Here is a 22387-nt window from a genome sequence, read left to right as displayed (position 1 = left end):
AGAGAAAGGGAAGGTATGGAACCTGAGAGAAAGATAAGGGTTGTAATGGCAAAGGTTAGTTTGGATGGCCATGATAGGGGGATAAAAGTGGTAACCAGATCACTCAGGGATGCAGGTATGGAAGTGATCTTTATGGGGGCGTTTCAAACTCCGGAAAAGGTTGTCAGGACAGCGATAGAGGAGGATGCAGATGTCATAGGATTGAGTTTTCTTTCCGGGGAGCAGCTTACCCACACACCCAAGATTATAAACCTTTTGAGGGAGAAAAATATCGCAGATGTACTGGTTATTTTAGGCGGGGTATTTCCCAGACAGGATATCCCAAAACTTAAAGAAATGGGGGTTGATGAGGTTTTTATTTCTGGTGCCTCTATGGATGATATCATAAAGTATATTAATGAAAATGTCCGAAAGAAATAGACAGATAGGAGGTTGCTATGTCCGTTGGTATAGTAGGTTATGGGGTGTATATCCCAAAATACAGGTTGAAGAGGGAAGACATATCCAAGGTTTGGGGGGGCAGGGCCCCCGGGATTAATGAAAAATCCGTGGCAGGCTTCGACGAGGATGCTACCACCATGGCAGTAGCGGCTGCCCAGGATGCTATTGCCCATGCGGGAGTGACCCTGTCGGAGATAGATGCTTTGTATGTAGGTTCTGTATCCAGTCCATACATCAGTAAGTCTATAGCTGTAATCATAGCAGAGACTTTAGGTATGTCTCAAAGTGCTTCTATTGCCGACTTTGGTGGATCCACAAAGTCGAGTACAATCGCCCTCAGGTCGTGTATGGACTTTTTAGAGGCGGGAAGAGGGAAATATGGGCTGGTGATAGGGACAGACTGGCAATTGGGAGTGCCTGGCGATTCTCTGGAGCACTCCCTGGGAGCTGGAGCTGCGGCGTGTATATTGGGCAGCGATGGTAAGATAGCGGAATTTGAATATTCGTATTCCCTTTCTACCAGTTTTACCGGCACATGGAGGAGTGATGGTGATCAATTTGTAAACCGTTATGATGACCCAAGGTACGAGCGTTTTGCTGGTTATTCAAAGATTATCGTTGATGCCGGCAAAGGATTTTTCAAGAAGGCAGAAAAGGCAGGAAGTGACTTTCAGTACGCAGCCTTTACCCAGCCCGATGGCCAGTCTCCTGCCTCGGCTGCCAAGAAACTGGGGATAAAGTCCGTTAAGATGCCTTCGTCCATTGTTTCTCCTCTTTGCGGGGACACGGGTTCCAGCTCTGCTTTCCTTGAACTTGCGGCAGCTCTTGATCAGGCTGAACCCGGTGAGAGGATACTTCTGGTATCTTATGGTTCAGGGGCAGGGAGTGATGCCTTTTCTCTCCTCGTCTCAGAAGATATAAATACAAAAAGGGATAGGGTAACCCCTGTTAAGCGTTACCTGGAAAATAAGGAATATATAGATTATTACACTTATCAAAAGACCATCGGCATACTCAAGGTAAAGGGACTTCCTGAACCTATGTCAGCCATTGTAACCCAGCCTTCCGGAGAGAGAGAAAAGGAGTATGAATTAAAGCTGAAGGCATTGGAATGTAAAGGATGTGGTTCGTTGAATTTCCCCAGGAGGCATTATTGTATTGACTGCAGGGGAGAGGAATTTGAAGAAGTTCCCCTTCCCAGAAGAGGTAAAATATTAACCTTCAATTTCCAGTATGTGGTAGCGGTAAGTCCTGAACAGGCTCCCATACCAATTTGTACGGCAAAGATGGAAGGGGCAAAGGGGCAATATGGCGGCAATGTTTCCTCAATGATGACGGACTGCAAACCAGAGGATGTTAAAGTAGGTGGTAAAGTGGAGCTTGTCTTCAGGAGATGTGGTCAGGAATTGGGGCTGGTAAGGTATGGGTATAAGTTCAGACCGGTAAAAGAATAGGAGGACTTTTTTATGGCGAAGCAAAAAGGATTGCCAGTAGCCGTTGTTGGCGCTGGAATGATTAAATTCGGGGAACTGTTTGATCAGAGCTATGAGGATATGATAGTAGGTGCCTACAGGGCATGTTTAAAAAGCGTTGATAAAGGAATAGATGAGAAAGATATAGAAGCGGGGTGGTTGGGAACATGTATCCCCGGAACCGGATTTCGGAGAGAGATACTTACGGGAGCAGGACTGGCAGAACCCATAAGGTTCTTTCCAAGGCCTGTAAGTAGAATGGAGAATGCGTGCTGTACGGGCAGTGATGCTGTAAGAAATGCTGCCTTTGCTGTAGCATCCGGGGTGTACGATCTGGTTTTGGTAGTCGGTGCGGAAAAGATGAGGGACATACCATCGAGAGATTCCCTTATCGCCCAAACCGGTGTCATGTATCATGCATGGTGGCACCCCAGGGGGGCATCAGCCCCTCAAAGGTTTGGCTCCCTTGCCACAGCCCATATGGATAAATTTGGTACGAAGAGAGACCACCTTGCCATGATAGCTGTAAAGAACCATCACAACGGTACTTTAGACCCTTATACCCATTTCAATTTTGAGATAACTGTGGAGCAGGCATTGAATGCTCCCCTTCTCTCATGGCCTTTGGGGCTGTTTGATGCCTGTCCTACAACCGACGGAGCAGCAGCAATTCTCCTAACAAGGCAGGATAGAGCAAGAGAGTATACGGATCAGCCACTGTATTTCATGGGGACAGGGCTGGCAACTGATCCTATGTACCAACCGTGGAAAAAGAACTTCATAGAATTTCCGGCAACACAGGCCGCTGCCAAAGAAGCCTATAAGATGGCAGGCATTGGGCCTGATGATGTTGATTTGGCTGAACTCCATGACTGTTTTACCATTACAGAGCTAATTACCTATGAGGATATGGGCTTCTGTAAAAAAGGCGAAGGCGGCAAATGGATAGAAGAGGGTCACCCTATGCTTAGTGGCAGCAAGCCATGTAACGCGAGTGGAGGACTTAAGGCAAAGGGGCATCCTATAGGTGCTACAGGTGTTGCCCAGATCTGTGAACTCTGGTGGCATTTAAGAGGAGAGGCAGGAGAAAGACAGGTAAAAGATGCTCAAATAGGCTGTACCCATAATCTTGGCGGTCTGGGGACTACCGTGCTTGTAAACATTTTTGGTAAGGAGCCGAGATAGGGGGGAAGAAAGTCGGGAACCCCGTGCAGAAGCACGGGGTTCTTTATACAGAAAGCCTCACAGTCCCATCTGCTGTGCAACTATTTCCCGATGAAAATTACTGTCTCCGTAGAAGAGTTCCCACGTCTTGGCTTTTTTATAGTAGAGATGTAAATCGTGTTCCTCAGTAAACCCAATGGCCCCATGAATCTGGTGTCCTTTGGCAGTAACCCTTCTGAAGGCATCACTACACCATGCCTTTGCCATTGCTACTTCTTTGTCACAGGAAAGCCCGCAGCTGAGCATCCATGAAGCCTGATATGTTATATGACGGCATCCATCAACGTCAGCTACCATATCTGCACAGTAGTGCTGAACTGCCTGAAGGGTCCCTATGGGTTGTCCAAACTGTTCTCTTTCTTTTGCATATTTTATGGTCATCTCCAGTGCCTCCTGGGCACCGCCAACCACCTCGGCACACCTGGCCACCACTATCTTGGGCCAGATCTTCTGAATAATAGACCATCCATTATTCAGTCCTCCAATGAGGGCATCTTCTTTTATTTTTACCCCTTCGAATCTTACTTCACACTGTTTGTCTCCTGAGATTGTTTTAAGAGGAGTGACAGTGATACCATGGCTTTTGGTATCTACGATGAAAAGGGCGATACCATTATTGCCTTTACTCTCTTTTGCCTTTGCAGCTACAAGAATATAATCGGCTATATGGGCATCGGGTACAAATACTTTGGTCCCATCTATGGTATACCCTTCATTTGTCTTGATAAATCTGGTTTCTATGCCCTCAGGTTCATAGTTCCCGGAAGCCTCTGTAACGGCAAGGGTCAATATTATCTCTCCTCTGGCTATTTTGGGGAGGAATCTCTCTTTTTGTTTTTCATTTCCGCCTTCCAAAAGGCTTATCCCCCCAAGGATAACCGTTGAGAAGAAGGGACCTGGTAAACACGCCCTGCCCATCTCTTCCATGAGAACACTTAAGTCCAAGAAGTTTCCTTCCATACCCCCGTATTTTTCAGGAAAGATAAATCCCATCCACCCCAACTCCGCCATCTTGCTCCACAAGGTAGGAGAGTATCCCTTCTCATCTTCGTTCATCTCTTTTACAAAGGATTTAGGGCATTCCTTGGTAAGAAAGTTCCGAGCCATATTCCTGAGTATCTCTTGTTCTTCATTAAGGCTGAAATCCATTTATTTAACCTCCTGTGGTTTTATCAGAACTTAAGATTTTGCTACGGGCAGTCCAAGCCCTCTGGTAGCCACAATGTTTTTCAGTACTTCTAATGTCCCACCCTGTATGGTATAGGAAACGCTCCACAGATATGAATCCGCTGCATCACCATCCATGGGAGCATATTCAGAACCAGGCATGAGCTGGCCATAAAGCCCTAGGACGCTTGTTGCGGCATCACTCAAACGCTGTTCAAACTGGGTACAAAATGCCTTACACAAGGCTGCCTCGTAGTTGGGAATACGTCCCTGCGATAGTGTCCATGCAACGTGATAGCAAAAGAGCCTTCCTATCTGGTATTCAACCTCCAGTTCAGCCAGCTTGTTTCTTATGAAGGGGTCCTTTGACAGAGCTTTGCCGTTTCTCTTTTCATTCTTTACATATTCCACAAGGTTCTTAAAGAGCGGATAGTTCTGCATGAGGCGTTCAAGCCCCGCTCTCTCATAGTCCACCTGCGCCATAAGCTGATAAAATCCACGATTCTTTGGGCCAACAAGATTCTCTTTAGGTACCTTAACGTCCTCAAAGAATATTTCATTGAATGAGTGGATCCCTGCCATGTTTATGATAGGACGTATAGTTATACCGGGAGTTTTAACGTCCACTATAAACTCACTCAATGCCTTGTGTTTGGGGGCATTCAAGTCTGTCCTTACCAGACACCAGATGTAATCAGCCCTGTGGCCACCAGTGGTCCAGACCTTTTGTCCGTTTATTATATAAAAATCCCCCTGTTCTATTGCAGTAGTCTTTACCGACACCAGGTCTGATCCTGCATTGGGTTCGCTCAAACCGATGGCTATGGATATGTCTGCATTTATTATCTTTGGCAGGTAGGTTTTCTTTTGTTCATCATTGCCAAAATGGATTATGGCAGGACCAACCTGTCTGTCGGCCAGAAAATGAAAACCAATAGGTGCCTGATAGGTAAGCATCTCCTCCATAACTATTGCCCTGTCTATATAGCTTCGTTCATGCCCCCCATATTCTTTAGGCCAGGTCATTCCTATCCAGCCTCTACTGGACATGTCTTTAGAAAATTTCTGTGAATGGCTTTCAACCCAACCATTGCTCTTGACCTGGAATTCTCCATCTCTTACCTTTGCCTCAAGAAAGTCCCGGACTTCCTGCCTTAGGCTTTCCTGTTCTTTGGTAAAACTAAAATCCATTCCGCACCTCCTTATCCTACTGAGTAAATATTTAGGGGCTGTTGCCAAAACAGAAATTCCTTTGAGCGGTCATCAAAAAACGTTTTGGACAAACGAAAAGGGATTTGGGCAACAGACCATAGGTAACATATAAACTTACAATTGGATAATACCATGTTTCTTCCATGGCTTTTCATCTACCTTATCTTTCAGCAAGTTAAGGGTGTTTATCAGTACAGCCCTGGATGCCTCAGGCTCTATTACATCATCAATATATCCCCTCTCGGCTGCCATATATGGGTTAACCCACACATCCCTGTATTCCTTTATCCGCTGCTCTTCTAACTTCTTGGGATCATCTGCCCCTGCAATCTCCTTAGCAAAGAGGATACTCGCCGCTGTTTCCGGACCAACAAGGGTTATTTCAGCCGTGGGCCAGGCGAAAACAAAATCAGCCCCCAGAGGTACATTGCACATGCATAGTTGTGCCCCGGCGTAGGAATGCCTGATGACAAGGGTTACTTTGGGTACTGAAGCCTCGGTAACGGCGTGGAGCATCTTCGAACCGTGTTTTATTATTCCCCGCTTCTCCTCGTTCTGCCCGATCATTACTGCTGGCGAATCCTGTATATGGATTACAGGGATATTATAGGCATCACAGATCCTCACAAAACGGGCATGTTTATTCGCAGCACCGACATCTATCACGCCTCCCATAACCATGGAGTTGTTGGCCAGGATACCAACGGGCTGGCCGTTGAGCCTTGCAAAACACGTTATCATATTCTTTGCAAACCTGGCTTTGTATTCGAGAAAGTACCCGTTATCAACAATCTCTCTGATTATCCTGTACATATCAAAGGGGACTCTGGAATCCTCCGGCAGGATATCCATGATACCTTTATTAATGCGATTGGGATCATCCCCTGTCTCGATAACAGGAGGCTTCTCCCGATTGTTCGAAGGCAGCAGACTCAAAATCTCTTTGGCTATCCCAATCGCCTCTCTGTCGTCCTTCGCAACAAAATCACATAATCCGGTTATCTCGCTGTGAAGCTTCGCTCCACCCAGCTCCTCCTCTGTCTTGTTTTCTCCAAGCATGGTCTTTACGAAGGCAGGGCCACCCATGTACATGCGACTGATACCATCCACCATAATGATAAAATCGCTTAACGCGGGACCATATGCAGCCCCTCCGCCACAACTGCCCAGTAAAAGGGTGATCTGAGGAATTACACCTGAGTACAGCGTATGCCTTCTAAACAGCTGAGCATATATCTCGCTGGAGTCCTGACCTTCCTGTAACCTCGCTCCCCCTGAGTCGATTATCTGGATGAAAGGGGAACCGCATTTTGCCGCTGCGTCAATGACTTTACATATCTTCTTCCCATGCATCTCCCCAAATGTCCCTGCCAGAACCGTAAAATCCTCGGCTGCAACAAAGGCATTATTTCCATTTATCTTTCCACTTCCGGTAACTACCGCATCGGCAGGGACTTCCTTGCTTTCCATGCCAAAAAGGGTACACCTGTGCTTTACCAGTGCATCAACCTCCATGAATGTGCCCGCATCGAACAGGAGATCAATCCTTTCTCTGGCGGTCAATTTAGTGCGCTCATGCTGCTTTTCTATGCTCTTTGAACCTCCCATCTGAAAAATCCTGCCCTTGCGCTCCCTTAAATCCAAAAGCTTTTTTACGTTAGAGTTCATCTATACATCTCCCCCTTTATGTTTTTCTTATGTAGTCTTATATAAAAGGCTGTTTAATCAGCCATTTAAATTGCTTTGATCACTGAAGTATGGATGGTGCATGATATTTTTCCTTTAAAAGAGGTTACTTCTAGGGAACAAAAAAAGAAAGGAAAGTCTCTATAAATGCTCAGGTTAGCCTATCAGAGATAGCAAGTATTTTCAAGGAAAATTTTGAAAAAAAGAGCTTGACAACTCAAATAACTTTTACTTATTATAATGTTATAAAAAACCAACTGGTTGGTATAATTTGCCGTTATGAAAAAAGAGAAGGGGATACTAACAAGAAAAGGTATCATAAAAAAGTCGCTGCGACTTTTTTCAGAAAGGGGATACTACAATACATCTATGACAGATATCGTTCAGGCAACAGGTTTAACAAAAGGTGGGATTTATGGCCAATTTAAGAGTAAGGAAGAAATCTGGTATGCAGTTTATGACGAAGCTGTCAAAATCTGGAGAAGTAAGGCGTTTAGAGGAACCAGGGATATCTCAAACCCGGTTGATCGAATAGGGAAACTCACAGAAAACATTCTGAAGGACTTCCTTGGAGCAAAGGTTTTCAAAAAAGGGGCTTTTTTTGTGCCCATGCTTTTCGAGTTTTGTGGACATTCTGTAAGTATGACAGATAAGATCTCGAAAGGATTCGAAGGATTCTCAAACCTGCTGTACCGTTGGTTGAAAGAAGCAGCAGATGCAGGATTATTGAAGAAAGGGTTGAATCTCGAGGAAATTGCAAACTTTATTTTCATCTCCCTTAACGGGGCCACCAGCTTATTTGTGGCGACAAAAGACCCCAAAATCTGGCAGCATACAATCAGGCAGCTAGAATTCTACACTAATCAGTTAAAAAGATTATAGGCTCTTAAGGAGGAATGCCAAAATTTTATTAAATATAGAAAGGAGGGTACCGATTGATGTTTGAGAAGGAGTTTCTAGAAGAGGAGGAGAGGTTAAAGAGAGAGTGGAAAGAGCTATATGACAGGTTTTACAAAGATAAAGAATTTAAAGCTGTTACAGATTCGGATATTCCTGTAAAATCTGTGTATACGGCAAAGGATCTAGAAGAGATTGGTTTTCGTCCTGAGATGCCGGGTATTTATCCTTATACAAGGGGCATATACCCTGTACAGTATCAGTTTACACCCTGGTTTAACAACCTGGTTTTAGGCTATGGTTTGCCAGAGCAAACTCGTGAGAGGATGGATCTTTTAAAAGAGATGGGGGCGAGGGGGTATTTTGGTAAAGATGCCTACAATCTTGTGTTTGATCTGGTAGCAAAAGCAGGATACGATCCTGATGACCCGGAGGTAACAGGGAGAGTGGGGGTTGCAGGATGTCATTTTGCAACCCAGGATGATTTTGACCGTCTCTTTCATGATATAGACCTTACCAAAGTATCAGTTGTACAGAACATCTGCCGTGCTACCCTGGTAGAGATAGCAATGTACATTGCTTATCTTGAAAAGAGAGGGATTCCCATAACTAAAGTTTATGGCAACAGCATGAACTGGCTCTGGTCTTTTGCTTTTCTCGGGAACGTTGCCTTTCCTCCCAAAAGTGCCTTTAAGCTTATGGCTGAGTTTATAAAATACTGTTGCAGGAATATGCCCCAGTGGAATCATACCAATATCACGTCCTATTACGTGGAAGAATCAGGAGGCAATGCCGTCCAGGAGGCGGGTTATGCCATATCAGCGGGGATAGCTCTTACCGAAGAATGTATAAGGGCAGGACTTGATCCAGATGAGTTTTTACCCAGGTTTGGTTTTCAGATAGCCCAGGCAGGTGATTTTTTTGAGGAGGTTGCCAAAGTCAGGGCAATGAGAAGAGTTTGGGCAAAAGTTAATAAAGAGAGATTTGGCTGCAAAAATCCAAGGTCATTGCACCTGAGGATGCATAGCCAGACATCCGGAGTTACCTTAACTGCCCAGCAGCCTTTAAACAACGTTATAAGGACAACACTTCAGACATTGGGAGCCGTACTTTCAGGTACAAATTCCATACAGACGAATTCATACCTGGAGGCATTGTCTACCCCTACCGAAGAATCCCACATCCTTGCCTTGAGGACCCAGCAGATTATCCTCCATGAGACAAACATACCCAACGTTTCAGATCCACTGGCTGGTTCCTACTATGTAGAATGGCTGACCGGCAAAGTGGAAGAGGAGGTCTTCGGGATTATAAAACTGATAGATGAAAAGGGAGGATTCAGGAAGTGTTGGGAGTCGGGCTGGTTTAAAGATGAAATTACCAAATCTGCCTATCAGTGGCGGGAGAAAGTAGCCAGTGGGCAGAAGACAATTGTAGGGTTGAACAAATATGTAACCGAGAAAGAACAGAAAGTCCCGGTCTTTAAATATCCGGAGATAGAGGAAGAGGCCATACGAAGGCTTAAAGAATACAAAGAGAAAAGAGACAACAAAAAATTGGAAGGGGCATTGAAGAGGCTTAAAGAAGTGGCAGTGATGGTAGACGAAACATGGCCTGAGCATAGCGGAGAATTAATGCCTGCGGTTATTGATGCAGCTAGAGCAGAGGCTACCCTTGGAGAGTTGCAAGGTGTTTTAAAAGAAGTATTCGGGTGGGCATAGGAGGTTATATCGATGAGAGAAGAGAAGATCAGGGTTTTATTAACGATTGCGCGGTTTGACGGGCATGACAGGGGAGTTAGGTATCTGGCGAGGAAGCTGATGGAATTGGGGATGGAGGTTATCTTTACCAGGTTTGTCCATCCTGGGGATGTAGTAAGCACTGCCATACAGGAGGATGTGGATGTTGTGGGCGTGAGTTTTTCAGTTGGAGGGCATAAATACATTACTTCTGAGATAATAAAAGGTTTAAGAGAGAACAAAAGAGCAGATATACTGGTTATATTAGGGGGGATAATCCCTGATGATGAGGTAGGGGAGCTGATAAATATGGGTGTTGGAAAGACCTTTGGGCCTGGTTCCCCTGCAACGGATATTGCCCAATACATTAAAGACAACATGACGAAAAAGCAATAGATGATAACAGATAAACCTTTGCGTTGAGTCTGTGGAATAAGTAATACAAAGTGCATATACAAAAGAGGAGGATGTTATGAGGATCAGAGGTATTTTTTTAACAATGGTTATCTTAGCTTCAATCATGGTTTTTTTGGGAAGCGTACCCTGTTATGCCGGAGAGGCAAAAGGGGTGACGAAGGACACAATCATAATGGGTCATTTAAACGCCGACACAGGGCCCATTGCAAAAGATTCCCAGGGTATTTCAGAGGCAATCAAAAATTATATTCGCTATATCAATGAACAGGGGGGTATCCACGGTCGAAAGATAAAGTTTGTCTCTGAGGATACCGGTTACTCGATACCCAGGGCAATGGCGGCCTTCAAAAAAATCCTTTACAAGGACAATGTATTTACTATTTTCGGGCCTACATCTACAGGAGAGGCAACGGTTTTACTCCCCCAGGTTCAAAAGGAAAAGATTTGTACCGTAATGATAAGCCCTGCTGAGCACATGTTTAAGCCATTCAAAAGATATGTTTTTCATTTTGTGTGCTCTTATGAAAATCAGATTAAGATACTGTTCGATTATATACTTAAGGATATGAAAGCCAAATTTCCTAATCCCAGGATAGCAATCGTATATCCTGATGTGGAAGTTGGCAAGTCAGCAGCGAGGGAGGCGCAGATACAGGCAAAGGTATTCAATGTTGAACTCCGCGAGGAGATATTGAACATGGGTTCGTTGGATGCCAGCTCCCAGGTTATGAATTTGAAAAGGTACAAACCAGATTTTGTAATAATTCAGCACGTTATTGCACCGGCTTCTCTCCTGTTAAGAGAAGCTAGGAAGCTTAAATTGGAGACCAATTTTTTAGGAACCATGCTGTCAACAAATGCGGATACTATTGCTCTGTCCAAGGATGCAGCTCAAGGGTATGTCGGGATACAAGCCTTCAGATCATGGTATAGCAATACACCGGGGGCTAAGAAAATGAGAGAGATAACCTTGAAACTTCGTCCTGGTACCGATAAACCGTACCGCAGCGAGTATTATACCTTCGGGTGGGTAAACGCTATACTTTTTGTCGAAGGTATGAAAAGGGCAGGAAAAGACTTGAATAATGAAAGCCTTGTAAATGCCATGGAGACCATAAAAAATTTTGATCCGTGGGGGCTCTCTGGGTCGGTTACTTGGGGTTCTGATGACCGGGAAGGGGCAGAGAGTGTTTTCTTTTCCAAAGCTGATGTTGATAATGGCATGCTGGTCGCCATTAGTGACTGGAAAAAGCCGCTTCCTCGCTAGAGTTTTTTAAGCGGTTGAAGTTTTAACTTGATAATATCCTGTAGCTTGTGCTAAAGGGTTTCAATAGTCATTTTTTAGATACCCCGCAGCTTGCTGCGGGGAGGTTCACTCTACACTACAGAAAAAAGGAGAGCATTATGAGAGTGAGATGTATTTTTTTAAGAATTATTGTTTTGGTTTCAATCATGATTTTTTTAGGAGGTGTTTCCTCCTATGCTGAAGAGGTAAGGGGGGTTACGAAGGATACCATAAAATTTGGGGTAATAGGCGACATGACCGGGCCAATCGTTGCAACCTGGTTTCCCATGATTGAAGGGGTAAGAGACTATTTTAAATATGTAAATGATCAGGGTGGGATTCATGGGAGAAAGGTAAATGTAATTGCTGAGGACAGCAGGCTTTCCATACCCCTGGCTCTGGCAGCTTTCAAAAAGTTGGTTTACAGGGATAAAATTATTGCCTTTTGGGGGCCTGGATCGACTTCAGAGATATATGCTCTATTCAGCCAGATTGAGAAAGAGAAGATGCCCTGTATGAGTCCAAGTCCATCAGATGCCCTGATAAATCCTTATAAGCGGTATGTCTTTCTTCTTGGGACTCTCTATGAGGAACAGGCATATTTAATGATCGATTATATCACTAAAGATTTGAAGGTTAAAAATCCGAGGATTGCCGTTGTGTATACGGATAATGAGTCGGGGAAGACACTATTACGGGCGGTTGAAAGGTATACCGAACTCACCGGTTTAAATCTGGTTAGTAAGCAGGTGCTTAATTTTGGAGCGGTAGATGCTGCATCTCAGGTTATGAACCTGAAAAAGGCGAATGCCGATTATGTGATACAACTTGCTGTTATTGAGATAGCAGCAGCCCTGTTAAGGGATGCGAAGAAGTATGGTTTGGATGCCACCTTTTTTGCAACTATGTTTGGGTGTGATGCGGACACGATTAAGCTTGCTGGGAAGGCAGCAAAGAATTTCATCGGAGTACACTCTTTCAGTCCTCTGGACGATAATAGTCCTGGGGTAGTTGAGATGAGGAAGATTTCTTTAAAATATCATCCCGGGAAAACTCATAACAGGTATTACACCGTGGGCTGGGTTGCTGCGTTGTTATATTCTGAGGCTATGAAGAGAGCAGGCAGGGATTTGAACGGCGAAAGACTGGTAGATTCTCTGGAGACGATTAAGGACTTTGATACCAAAGGTCTTTGTGGTCCGATAACATTCAGTTCAAAAAACCATAAGGCACTTGATTCCATGAAGCTATACAAGGCTGATGTAGATAAGGTAACTCTTATACCGATTACCAGCTGGAGAAAACCTTCCAGGACAGTCAACTAAGTTAAGAAAACAGCCACTTACGAGATGAACCGAGAATATAATCAGAGGATTAAAAGGGGGAAGAATGTATCAGGATGGTGCATATTGGGATCCATTGATTGAAAAAATGTCCAGGGAAGAGATGAGAGAACACCAGTTCAACAAGCTGCTCTCTCATCTCAAACATGCCTATGAAAATTGCACTTATTACCGCGATAGATTTAATTCAGTTGGTTTAAAACCTTTAGATATAGCAACGATTGAAGATTATTATAAAATCCCTTTTTCAACGAAGAACGACCTTATTGAAAATCAGAAAAAGAATCCTCCATTTGGAGATCTGTTAGCGGTAAATACTGACAATCTGACTCGCCTTTACGTAGCACCTGGTCCAATACACATACCTTTTACTGATGAAGATTTTGATAGTTTTTCCATGGTATTTGCAAAAGGTCTCTATGTTTGTGGTGCCAGGAAACAGGACATAGTAAATGTGACTACGACCTTTCATTGGGTAATAGCAGGAGATATTCTTTCAGGAGGGTTTAGGAAGATAGGATGTACGGTAATCCCTGGTGGTCCCGGTATGTCAGGGATGCATATTGAAACGATGAAGGCTACGAATACCTCTGTTCTGGCAGGTTTTACGACATTTGTAGAACACTTGTGCGATGTAGCATTAAAGATGGAGATTGATCCCAGGAATGACCTGTCGGTAAGGCTTGTGATCATTTTTGGCGACATTAGAAAAGAGGAAACCAGAAAAAAGATTAAAGAGGTATTCGATGCTGATGTAAAAGAGTTTTACGCAACGGCTGATCTTGGGCTTATAGCTGCAGAATGCCCTGAAGGTGGTGGTATGCATATCAGCGAAGATTATGTGGTTGAGATAATAGACCCTGAGACTGGAGTCCATGTTCCATTGGGGGAGACAGGCGAAATAGCCGCCTCCGAAGTTTGCAGAAGAGCTATGCCGATTATCAGGTATCGCACAGGAGATATTACAGAAGGCATCAATCTGCAACCGTGTCCATGCGGCAGGACCTCTCCACGATTAAAGAGAATATTGGGCAGGAGATCGGAAATAGCCAAGGTTAAAGGTATGTTTGTCAATCCCCAGGACATAGAGAGGGTATTAAGAAAATATTCTGAGCTTGGGAGGTTTCAAATCATAATCGACAGACCCCATCGGATGGATGAATTGGCAATCAAAATAGAGTGTTCTAACGTCAGTAATCGAAATGAGTTAGAGAATATTTTAGTATCGGAATTAAAAGAGACTACCAGATTAACCGCCAATATTTTATTGGTGAATCCTGGGGACATCCCGGAGTCTGCAAGTGTTTTGTATGATAAGAGACGAGTTTAAGTTATAGATTGCTTCGCTTCGCTTGCAATGACAAAGAGTGGCATTTCCAGACTTTTTATGACTTCATCAATAATGAATTGCAACACTTGGGGAAAACGAAAAGGAAAGTGCTGTCCTAAGTCTTTATGGATCCCACAATACTTAAGACCATAAAACAAGCCAGAAGACTGATCATCATAATAGTTGGTTTTACGATCCTCCTGATGGGTATTGCCATGATTGTGTTACCTGGTCCCGCAATCCTTTTCATACCGCTTGGCTTGGGTATACTTGCATCAGAATTGGTTTGGGCAAAAAGAATACTGGATAAGATCAAAAGTAAATTAGTATTCCTTTCGCTTTAGCAAGTGCTCAATCCCGGTAGTGGTCTCATGTCCAAAGGGCATCCGTTGGATGCTACAGGTATTGCCCAGATCTGTGAACTATGGTGGCGTTTTATTCCCTATCTGCCCTTTCTTTATATACCAGTCGAGGTATGAAGGTTATGTATTGACCAGAAGGAAATCCGTATTCTTCAAGGAACTTTTCCATGGGGATCAACCTGCCATCTCTGTGCCTTGCCCTTATGACCCTGCCTTTCTTTCTGTCTATTTCCCAGCCGTGTTCTTCTTCGAGCAAGCGCAAGATTTTTACCTTTTTTATCAATGGAATCTCAACTTCCCTTCTTACATATAGGTGCCAGTCATCTGGCAAAACTCCAAAAGCATTGTTATAATAATCAAGGTAAAAATCGAATTTTGTTTGTCTGGCTGTTTCCATATCCTGAAATAGGAAGCATAGCTTTGGAATAAGTGCAAGGACTTCTTCCTTCGTTTCTACAGGTACTATCATGTGTTCAGGCAATGGGTCAACTTCTCCCTTTTTCCCTGTATTTCCATGGAGTGCCCACCACTTGCTCCTATCATACTTATTTCCCATCAGGTATCGCTTAAAGTTGAAACCACCGGGTCCGAGGATTACCGGGATACCGGCTCTTGCATAACCCGATGCCAGGGTATACATCAGGTCTGATGCCGGTCCCCAGATAACGAGTACGTTTGGAAATCTGGTAGTAAAATCTGATTGCATTGCGTAGGTAGCCCTGTAGGGGGACCTGAATCCCATATAGCCGACCTTATAAAAAGCGGTTGTGAAATGGGACTGACCTGAACAGCCACCTGTATTTACCAGACACTTAGGGTTGAAAAGCGTCGGGTAGAGTTCATATAAAAACTTCCCTGTCTTTTTATCTTTATACCTGGCAATGTCAGATGCCACGCAACCGGCGACTGTAACTGAGTAGGTATTTGATATTAATTCAGATGCAATATAAGCTATGTCCATATCTGACCCTTTATAGTTATTGCATCCCATTATGACTACTGAACCCGGACAAGAAAACATCGTGATAGCCCAGTCTCTTATTTCTAGATTGCCGAAAGTCCCCCTTCCTGCCTTCATCACAGCTTTATCCTCTCTTATTTCCTTCTGTGCCGCAGCAATAATCATGTCTATTATCGGTATATTTTGGGGACAAACTTCTTCACATTTGCCACAGTAAATGCTTTTATCATGTAGTTCACATAGCCTTCCAGTATTGTCACTCGAGGCTGCCTTTAACGCAGCGCTTATATGAAGGCTATTTGGACATACTCTAAAGCAGGCATCACACCCATCACATTTGGATGCCCATTTTTTTATTTCTTTGCTAGATAAGAGGTAGCTTTTTTTCCTCAGGGATTTAACTTTCCCAGCCAGTTTGACGGCTACTTCACCGGCCTTTTTTGGATCCGTCACCAATACAGCCTGAGAGCCACTCAAAAGCTCATTTACAATATCATCCACATTTTCTTCAACCCTGTTCACTAAGCCCATATTCTGATTGAAACTGGTGGCGATAACCTTTGTATCCGTCCTCTTTGCATCTTCCAGCACATTTGTCTTACAACACGCGTCACCAACTACTATCACATCAGGTATCCCCATCCTTAATACCTTACTGGTCTTGACAGGGGAGGTAAGGATTTTTGCCTTATCGTAAAACCGTATGAGATCATGCCCAACAGACCCGATGCCAGTAACCTCTATAGTCTCTTCCATACCGTTGGCTTTAATATAGTTCACAGCATTCCATGCCGGTAAGAAGTCAAAACCCAAAAATAATATAACTGATTTGCTTGTGTCTACCGTTCCTATGCCTGTATGCGTGGTGGGGTCAGGGAACGTTGGGAGTTCCGTCAGTTCTCGGTCTGGCCCCCAGCAGAAGTTGAAAAACGCATGTTTCAAAAACTCATTAACATCCAATGCCACCAACAAAAGTGACCCAGCGTGGAGAGCCTTGGATTCCAGGTCTGTTGTATTTCCCTCATATCCAACACTGGCAGAGGATAGTAGGCTTGAGAGTTGACCCTCTAAATAAGTTACTACCCTGTTTGCTTCTTTCAAAGTTCTGGGTGTAAAACCGCATATTGCATTTACGTTCATCATCCCGTAAGCGACATTTTTGCCCCACTTTATCTTTTTTCTTTCGCCGAACTCTTTTATACAATGGTTTAATAGGTATCTCGTTGAGGAGAGCTGTATAGAAAGCCCTCTGCATGATGTTTGCAGTGATAACTTTGCCTGATAAGTTTCCAAGTCCAAACCACATGCCCCTTTTCCCTTATCCAGCTCACACGTTCCCATATAGCAGTTGTTACATTTCTTTTCAATAACTGTATATAGTGGTGGATACCTCTCCAATAATATTCTATCCCACTCAGCCATGTCTGTTGGGTTTGGAAATGGAGTCAGCCATACTTTCATCTGGTTTACCAGATTTTCTGACCAGGTAGTTTCAATCGATTCTTTTACTATTTCCTCCACTCCTCTTATGTCTCTTACTGTTTTTGTTATGTCGATCTCCTTATGTCCAACTTTAGCTACCTGGTACTTCTTGTTTTTTGACATAGATTTCCTCCCTTTCAGTATTATTGCTCACAAAAAATACTCCTCCAATGAGGGCATCTTCTTTTATGTATACATCCTTTCTGCTTTAGTGTTGTATTATTTTCTCCTCTAAGAGAGTGTTTAATTGGCTGTTTAATATTTCAATCATCGAAGTATGATAACGCATTCTTTTTATTACACTTTCAACTGAAAAATCACCTCCAGAAATATCCTCACCATTTGAAGGCGTAGTGACTGTTTCTTTGGTTAGTCTTTTAAAATCAGGAGTAAGACAACCTTCTTCTATTAGTTTCACAAAGTATTTTGAAATATCCTCAGGTTTGTATTTGCTATTCGGCTTATACCACCTGTACACCCACAAACACATACCAAGAAAGGCATTTACGAAAAGTTGAGGATCACCTTTTTTAAATATGCCCTCACTTATACCTTCGGTAAAAATGCCTTCTATCAGTCTATTGTATTCTCTTTTTCTCTTTTTTATAGATTTATGAAACTTGTCAGGAAGCTGTTCTTCTTCCTGAAAAAATATTTTTAACATGGATTGTCTTTCAATCATAATATGTTCTATTTGGTTTATAATAGCCTCCCGTAATTTGTCAATGGTAGACTTATCAGAAGTGGCCAGTTTGGAAAGTTCATTGGTAGCATCTGTAATGGTTTTTTCATAAATTTCCACTAAAATTTCTTCTTTACTCCTGAAATAGTGGTAGATAGCGGATTTGCTCAGACCCATCTCGTTTGCCAGGTCATTCATGGATGTAGATTGGTATCCCTTTTCATAAAAAAGCATGGTTGCTGCTTCCAGAATTTCTTCTCTTTTCGCCATATATTCCCCCGACGAGTTTAATAGCCTGACCAGACGGTCTATACCTTATTTATCGGTTTGCATATACTATTATATAGAAAAAAAATGTGCAAGAAAAAAATTAATATTTTTTATTAAGTTGGCGATACACACTAGTATTATCAGGATATTGGATATTGTTGTCAGGCTACAGCAAAAAAATACTTGACAAACACATAAGAATTAATTAGAGATGTAATATACCGTATGGACGGTCTTTGTGCAGAGAGACAAGGGAGATTTTCAATTCAAAAATTTATTAAGATTGCTATAAGCCTGAAGATTCTTAGAGTGGTTTGTGTTTTAAAAGTATTAGTTATATTCTAGACTAAAGCCTTATTGATGAGGTTAAGCGGTTAAAAGGAGGTTTGAGGATGATTAAATGGCCTGAAGGACGAGTTTGTCAGATTAGTGAAGATATTGAAGAAGCTCTCGCAAATATCAGGATCGGGTATGGTCCTCGGTTTCAAGGTGAGAGAATCAGAAAGGATGATTATCATGTTGAGTATGGTGGGCCCAAATGGTCAGGAAGCATTTTTGAGTCAATCGAAGTAATGACGGATCCTGATGAAGTACAGGATGGAAGAGTTGAGATTGTTGGCCCCGACATCAATGAAGTTGAACCAGGAACTTCCCTTCCCTTTGGATGGATTATAAAGATGTACGGTAAGGAGATGAGGGTAGATTATGATGAATTCTTTCTCCGTCAAATAGGTGATTTTCTGGAACAAATGGAAGGGATTATGGCTGTAAATGCCAGATCGAATCAATGGTTTCGTGTCGGGAAAAATGTCGCAGATCGAATTACCTGGCCAGAACTTTTGAGTCTGCTCTTTGGCCTTGCAAAGTCTGCATTTCCCATAATTGAGGCCATCGAAGCTAGAGTAATAATAGGGAGTCCGGAGGTTGGTGGTGCAGAATTTATTAAAGAAATAGTGGATAATGACATCAGGCATAAATGGGAAGCCCAGGAGAGCAGGATGGTTGGAATTGAGGATGATGATGTTGATGAGTTCTTTGGCTGTACCCTTTGCCAGGGTTTTGCCCCAAATCATGTCTGTATGATAGCCCCGGAGCGGATGCCGTTCTGTGGTATCATCAACTATAAAGGTGCAGAGGTGGGGTTGGAGATCGATCCTTTTGGTTACCTGGTGAGAATTCCAAAAGGGAAAAAAATCAATGAAGCATATGGTCAATATGAAGGGGTTAATGAGTATATCTTTGCCAAGAGCAATAAAACGATAAAGAGGGTAAACTTATATAGCACTATAAAATACCCACAGACCTCGTGAGGGTGATTTGAATTGTTGCTGTTTTATATCCCTCAGGTTGATGGGATAGGCTTGGTTGACAGGACTTATAAGGGAATAACCCCGCTGGGCGAAGGGCTGACTTTTTCAAAATTGGCTGCGGAAGCGTGCGGAGGTGTTCAGGGACATGGATATATGGGTGCCTCTATTGGAACAGTAAGATCTAAAAAGTTTCAGATGGGTGATGGAGGATGGGATAGAATTGTGTGGATTCATCAGGACTTAAAGAAGCAGATCGCAGATGCAATCCCGGAAGAAGTTTATGAAAAGATAGCTACAGAAGATGATGCCATCTCCCCAAAGGATATAATACAATTCCTTACTGCTAAAAAGCATCCAATAGTAGAGAAGTTTTGGAAAAATGGAAAGCCGGTGCCGGTTGTTTTACCAGCTCCTACTGAAGATTGGCCGGAAGATAAAAAATAGAAAAGATTTTGAGAGGGGGTGATAAAGCCAAGTCAAAACAACCAGTTACAAAACTTATTGTACTCAGCTACGAAAGGAGAACAGGCATGAGAAAGAAAAAAAATATTGTATTGATTTTGGTTGTGGGTTTTATTCTTTTTGGGGCATACCCACTCTCAGCCGAAACCAGCAGGGGAGTGAGCAAAGACACAATAAAGATCGGTGTCTTAACTGACATAACAGGAGTGACCGCTTCCATACAGGGGCCATCCCTGGAGGGGTATAAGATATTTTTCAGATGGGTAAATGATAGGGGAGGAATCGATGGAAGAAAGATAGACCTTATAATTGAGGACACAAAATACAGCATACCACAAAACTTTGCTGCGTTTAAAAAATTTATGTATAGAGACAAAGTCTTTGCCATTCTCGGGTCTGGTGCCAGTGCAGCAGATATTGCCCTGACTCCTCTGGTAGCAGAAGAAAAGGTACCTAGAATACCGTTGAGCAAGTCCGGCCAGCTTGTTGATCCTTTTCAACGTTATACATTTATTAATGCTCCTATATATGAAGACGGTATAAGGCTATTAGTTGACTATATAGTCAAAGAGTTAAACCCTAAGGATTTGAGGCTGGGAATTGTTCTTGCGGATGCCGAGGCATTTAAACCAGGCCTCAAAGTAGCCCAGGAACGAGGTAAAAAATATGGGGTGGAGGTAACCGGTATATTCCTGAGTATGGGAGCCCTCGATGCTACATCACAGGTATTACAATTAAAGAGAGAAAAGGTCAACTGTGTAATCATTCATAACATTAGCACAGCGGCGATAACACTGGTTACGGCGGGAAAGAAATTGGGATTTAATCCTAACTATTTTGGTTCCTACTGGGCAACTCAGGACCAACTTATCAAAGCAGCCAAAGAAGCAGCCAGGAATTACTGGGGAGTTCATTGTTTCAGTGGTTGGGACGAGGAGAACCCCGGGATTAAGGAACTCAGAAGCGTGACTAAGAAATATGATTCTGGTGCAACCTGGAAGGACAGGGCATATACTGATGGATGGGTCTTGTCTATGATACTTGCTGAGGGGATAAAAAGGGCAAAAAACAATCTTACTAACGAGGGGTTGGTAAATGCTATTGAATCTATGAAAAACTTCAGCACGAAAGACCTCTCAGGCCCCCTTACCTATAGCTCTGCAAATCACAAACCAAATGAATTCTTCAAGATCTATAAGGCCGATGTAGAGAAAGGATTTTTTGTTCCCATCTCAAGTTGGAAGAAACCCCTCGATTAAGATTCAAGTTTGAAGCTATAATTTAGATATAACTAAAAAAGCCTTGGTTACCTCGTGCTGAAGCGTGAGGTAACCCCCTTCGTCCAAGGAAGAATTTCGGTTTTTTGGATACCTTTTTACCCTTTTTAAAGATAATGGAGTTTACATATGGCAGGCGCATTGGATGGTATAAAAGTTCTGGATTTTTCGAGGCTTTTGCCCTTTGAATATTGCACCATGATGCTGGCGGATTTAGGCGCGGAAGTCCTCAAAGTTGAAGAGCCCGAGAAGGGTGATTATATGAGGTGGCTACCTCCCAAGAACAAGAAGGAGGGTTATATTTTCCTCCTTGCCAATCGTAATAAAAAGAGTATGACATTGAACTTCAATACAGAAAAGGGAAGAGAAATTGTATACCGGTTGGTCAAAAAATATGATGTCTTATTTGAGAGTTTTAGGCCTGGAATTATGGATGGTTTTGGACTTGGTTATAAAGATTTAAAGGAGATAAACCCGAGGCTGGTCTACTGTTCATCAACAGGCTATGGGCAGACCGGTCCGTATAAAGACAAGGCCGGACACGATGCAAACTACATCGCGGTAGCCGGGATACTTGGTGTTACTGGACGACATACGGGTGCTCCCGTTATCCCTGGGATACCTATTGCCGATATGTCCATCGGGATATTTTCAGCCTATGCTATCCTTGCGGGCCTGATGGCAAGGGATAGAACGGGCAAAGGGCAGCACATAGATGTTTCCATGACGGACTGTATGGTCTCGTATAATACGATTCCCCTTGCCCATCACTTCGCAGGGTATGAGTATGGAATAGGGGAAAGTAGTGGTTCTCTGGAGATTACCGGTCATGCTTTGTGGTATAATTGCTTTGAAACGAGAGATGGTAAATACCTCTTCCTCGGAAATCTGGAGAAGAAGTTCTGGATAAACTTGTGTAAGGCAATAGGCAGAGAGGATTTTGTCGATTTTGAGTTTGCCACAGGGAAAAAGCGGGATGAGATAATGGCCGAGATGCGTAGTATTTTCTTGACTAAGTCGAGAGAAGAATGGTTGGAGATAATGGGAGGTAAAGACTTCTGCGCAAGCCCCGTGAATTCGCTGGAAGAGGTTGTTGCTGATCCCCAGGTTAATGCCCGCGAGATGATTCTTGAGACAGACCATCCTGTGGAGGGTACGATAAAACAGATAGGGTTCCCGTACAAATTTTCCGAAACCCCGGGCAAAATTAAAACGCCACCACCTGTGCTGGGCCAACATACAAATGAGGTATTGGCTAATTTCGGCTATACTGAAGATGATATAAGAGATTTAGAAGAAAAAGGGATTGTTTGATAGATAATCAGAAGATTATTATAAGATACCCTTTTCAACGAAGAACGATCTTAT

At 43.1% G+C, this 22387-nt stretch carries 17 protein-coding genes and 1 pseudogene; 13 read left to right on the top strand and 5 right to left on the bottom strand.

Annotated elements, in window-relative coordinates:
• The first annotated feature begins 15 nt into the window (after positions 1-15).
• From AB1401_01255 to AB1401_01245, 3 genes are read left to right on the top strand one after another with little or no spacing between them, the layout of a single operon-like run.
• Positions 16-420, top strand: coding sequence for a cobalamin B12-binding domain-containing protein (locus AB1401_01255; GenBank protein MEW6614083.1), 405 nt, complete (start codon positions 16-18; stop codon positions 418-420).
• A gap of 17 nt (positions 421-437) precedes the next feature.
• Positions 438-1895 (top strand): hydroxymethylglutaryl-CoA synthase, encoded by a 1458-nt coding sequence (locus AB1401_01250; protein ID MEW6614082.1) that lies wholly within the window; start codon positions 438-440, stop codon positions 1893-1895.
• A 12-nt stretch (positions 1896-1907) separates the two neighbouring features.
• On the top strand, positions 1908-3098 hold the full coding sequence (locus tag AB1401_01245) for a thiolase family protein (GenBank protein ID MEW6614081.1): 1191 nt from the start codon (positions 1908-1910) through the stop codon (positions 3096-3098).
• A gap of 57 nt (positions 3099-3155) precedes the next feature.
• Here AB1401_01245 and AB1401_01240 read toward each other — a convergent pair whose 3' ends face one another.
• The 3 genes from AB1401_01240 to AB1401_01230 form a co-directional block, all read right to left on the bottom strand.
• A complete protein-coding gene (locus AB1401_01240) occupies positions 3156-4286 on the bottom strand; it encodes an acyl-CoA dehydrogenase family protein (protein MEW6614080.1) in 1131 nt (376 codons plus the stop codon).
• 30 nt (positions 4287-4316) lie between these two features.
• Positions 4317-5495, bottom strand: a complete 1179-nt coding sequence (locus AB1401_01235; protein MEW6614079.1) for an acyl-CoA dehydrogenase family protein — start codon at positions 5493-5495, stop codon at positions 4317-4319.
• Positions 5496-5630: 135 nt separating this feature from the next.
• Positions 5631-7184: an acyl-CoA carboxylase subunit beta gene (locus tag AB1401_01230; protein MEW6614078.1), complete on the bottom strand. Its 1554-nt coding sequence runs from the start codon at positions 7182-7184 to the stop codon at positions 5631-5633.
• Positions 7185-7481: 297 nt separating this feature from the next.
• Between AB1401_01230 and AB1401_01225 the strand changes: the two genes are divergently transcribed.
• The 7 genes from AB1401_01225 to AB1401_01195 all read left to right on the top strand — a co-directional run bounded on the left by AB1401_01225 (position 7482) and on the right by AB1401_01195 (position 14557).
• Positions 7482-8084: a TetR/AcrR family transcriptional regulator gene (locus AB1401_01225; protein MEW6614077.1), complete on the top strand. Its 603-nt coding sequence runs from the start codon at positions 7482-7484 to the stop codon at positions 8082-8084.
• Between the two features lie 56 nt (positions 8085-8140).
• Positions 8141-9820, top strand: a complete 1680-nt coding sequence (locus tag AB1401_01220; protein ID MEW6614076.1) for an acyl-CoA mutase large subunit family protein — start codon at positions 8141-8143, stop codon at positions 9818-9820.
• Positions 9821-9832: 12 nt separating this feature from the next.
• A complete protein-coding gene (locus tag AB1401_01215) occupies positions 9833-10234 on the top strand; it encodes a cobalamin-dependent protein (protein MEW6614075.1) in 402 nt (133 codons plus the stop codon).
• A 76-nt stretch (positions 10235-10310) separates the two neighbouring features.
• Positions 10311-11522: an ABC transporter substrate-binding protein gene (locus AB1401_01210; GenBank protein MEW6614074.1), complete on the top strand. Its 1212-nt coding sequence runs from the start codon at positions 10311-10313 to the stop codon at positions 11520-11522.
• A 137-nt stretch (positions 11523-11659) separates the two neighbouring features.
• Positions 11660-12865 carry an ABC transporter substrate-binding protein gene (locus AB1401_01205; GenBank protein ID MEW6614073.1) on the top strand — a complete coding sequence of 402 codons (1206 nt, stop codon included), beginning with the start codon at positions 11660-11662 and terminating at the stop codon, positions 12863-12865.
• A gap of 64 nt (positions 12866-12929) precedes the next feature.
• On the top strand, positions 12930-14213 hold the full coding sequence (locus tag AB1401_01200) for a hypothetical protein (GenBank protein MEW6614072.1): 1284 nt from the start codon (positions 12930-12932) through the stop codon (positions 14211-14213).
• A gap of 125 nt (positions 14214-14338) precedes the next feature.
• Complete coding sequence (locus AB1401_01195; protein MEW6614071.1) at positions 14339-14557, top strand: PGPGW domain-containing protein; 219 nt, start codon at positions 14339-14341, stop codon at positions 14555-14557.
• A gap of 91 nt (positions 14558-14648) precedes the next feature.
• Here AB1401_01195 and AB1401_01190 read toward each other — a convergent pair whose 3' ends face one another.
• Together AB1401_01190 and AB1401_01185 are read right to left on the bottom strand one after the other, a co-directional pair.
• Positions 14649-17141 carry a hypothetical protein gene (locus tag AB1401_01190; protein ID MEW6614070.1) on the bottom strand — a complete coding sequence of 831 codons (2493 nt, stop codon included), beginning with the start codon at positions 17139-17141 and terminating at the stop codon, positions 14649-14651.
• Positions 17142-17226: 85 nt separating this feature from the next.
• Positions 17227-17970: a TetR/AcrR family transcriptional regulator gene (locus AB1401_01185; GenBank protein MEW6614069.1), complete on the bottom strand. Its 744-nt coding sequence runs from the start codon at positions 17968-17970 to the stop codon at positions 17227-17229.
• A 392-nt stretch (positions 17971-18362) separates the two neighbouring features.
• Here AB1401_01185 and cdhC point away from each other — a divergent pair.
• From cdhC to AB1401_01170, 3 genes and pseudogenes are all read left to right on the top strand, one after another.
• Positions 18363-19724: pseudogene (gene cdhC, locus AB1401_01180) on the top strand (CO dehydrogenase/CO-methylating acetyl-CoA synthase complex subunit beta).
• Positions 19725-19810: 86 nt separating this feature from the next.
• A complete protein-coding gene (locus AB1401_01175) occupies positions 19811-21001 on the top strand; it encodes an ABC transporter substrate-binding protein (protein ID MEW6614068.1) in 1191 nt (396 codons plus the stop codon).
• A 147-nt stretch (positions 21002-21148) separates the two neighbouring features.
• Positions 21149-22333, top strand: a complete 1185-nt coding sequence (locus tag AB1401_01170; GenBank protein MEW6614067.1) for a CaiB/BaiF CoA-transferase family protein — start codon at positions 21149-21151, stop codon at positions 22331-22333.
• Positions 22334-22387: the final 54 nt, after the last annotated feature.

This window comes from Thermodesulfobacteriota bacterium, assembly GCA_040757775.1.
Taxonomy (GTDB): Bacteria; Desulfobacterota; UBA8473; order UBA8473; family UBA8473; genus UBA8473.
Note: the sequence above shows the minus strand (reverse complement) of the source record. Positions and strands in the feature narration are given on the sequence as shown.

Coding starts and splice junctions, on each gene's coding strand:
- AB1401_01195 (MEW6614071.1), top strand. CDS start 14,339: ATGGATCCCACAATACTTAAGACCATAAAACAAGCCAGAAGACTGATC.
- AB1401_01175 (MEW6614068.1), top strand. CDS start 19,811: ATGAGAAAGAAAAAAAATATTGTATTGATTTTGGTTGTGGGTTTTATT.
- AB1401_01235 (MEW6614079.1), bottom strand. CDS start 5,495: ATGGATTTTAGTTTTACCAAAGAACAGGAAAGCCTAAGGCAGGAAGTC.
- AB1401_01250 (MEW6614082.1), top strand. CDS start 438: ATGTCCGTTGGTATAGTAGGTTATGGGGTGTATATCCCAAAATACAGG.
- AB1401_01200 (MEW6614072.1), top strand. CDS start 12,930: ATGTATCAGGATGGTGCATATTGGGATCCATTGATTGAAAAAATGTCC.
- AB1401_01205 (MEW6614073.1), top strand. CDS start 11,660: ATGAGAGTGAGATGTATTTTTTTAAGAATTATTGTTTTGGTTTCAATC.
- AB1401_01190 (MEW6614070.1), bottom strand. CDS start 17,141: ATGTCAAAAAACAAGAAGTACCAGGTAGCTAAAGTTGGACATAAGGAG.
- AB1401_01220 (MEW6614076.1), top strand. CDS start 8,141: ATGTTTGAGAAGGAGTTTCTAGAAGAGGAGGAGAGGTTAAAGAGAGAG.
- AB1401_01240 (MEW6614080.1), bottom strand. CDS start 4,286: ATGGATTTCAGCCTTAATGAAGAACAAGAGATACTCAGGAATATGGCT.
- AB1401_01245 (MEW6614081.1), top strand. CDS start 1,908: ATGGCGAAGCAAAAAGGATTGCCAGTAGCCGTTGTTGGCGCTGGAATG.
- AB1401_01215 (MEW6614075.1), top strand. CDS start 9,833: ATGAGAGAAGAGAAGATCAGGGTTTTATTAACGATTGCGCGGTTTGAC.
- AB1401_01225 (MEW6614077.1), top strand. CDS start 7,482: ATGAAAAAAGAGAAGGGGATACTAACAAGAAAAGGTATCATAAAAAAG.
- AB1401_01170 (MEW6614067.1), top strand. CDS start 21,149: ATGGCAGGCGCATTGGATGGTATAAAAGTTCTGGATTTTTCGAGGCTT.
- AB1401_01210 (MEW6614074.1), top strand. CDS start 10,311: ATGAGGATCAGAGGTATTTTTTTAACAATGGTTATCTTAGCTTCAATC.
- AB1401_01255 (MEW6614083.1), top strand. CDS start 16: ATGGAACCTGAGAGAAAGATAAGGGTTGTAATGGCAAAGGTTAGTTTG.
- AB1401_01185 (MEW6614069.1), bottom strand. CDS start 17,970: ATGGCGAAAAGAGAAGAAATTCTGGAAGCAGCAACCATGCTTTTTTAT.
- AB1401_01230 (MEW6614078.1), bottom strand. CDS start 7,184: ATGAACTCTAACGTAAAAAAGCTTTTGGATTTAAGGGAGCGCAAGGGC.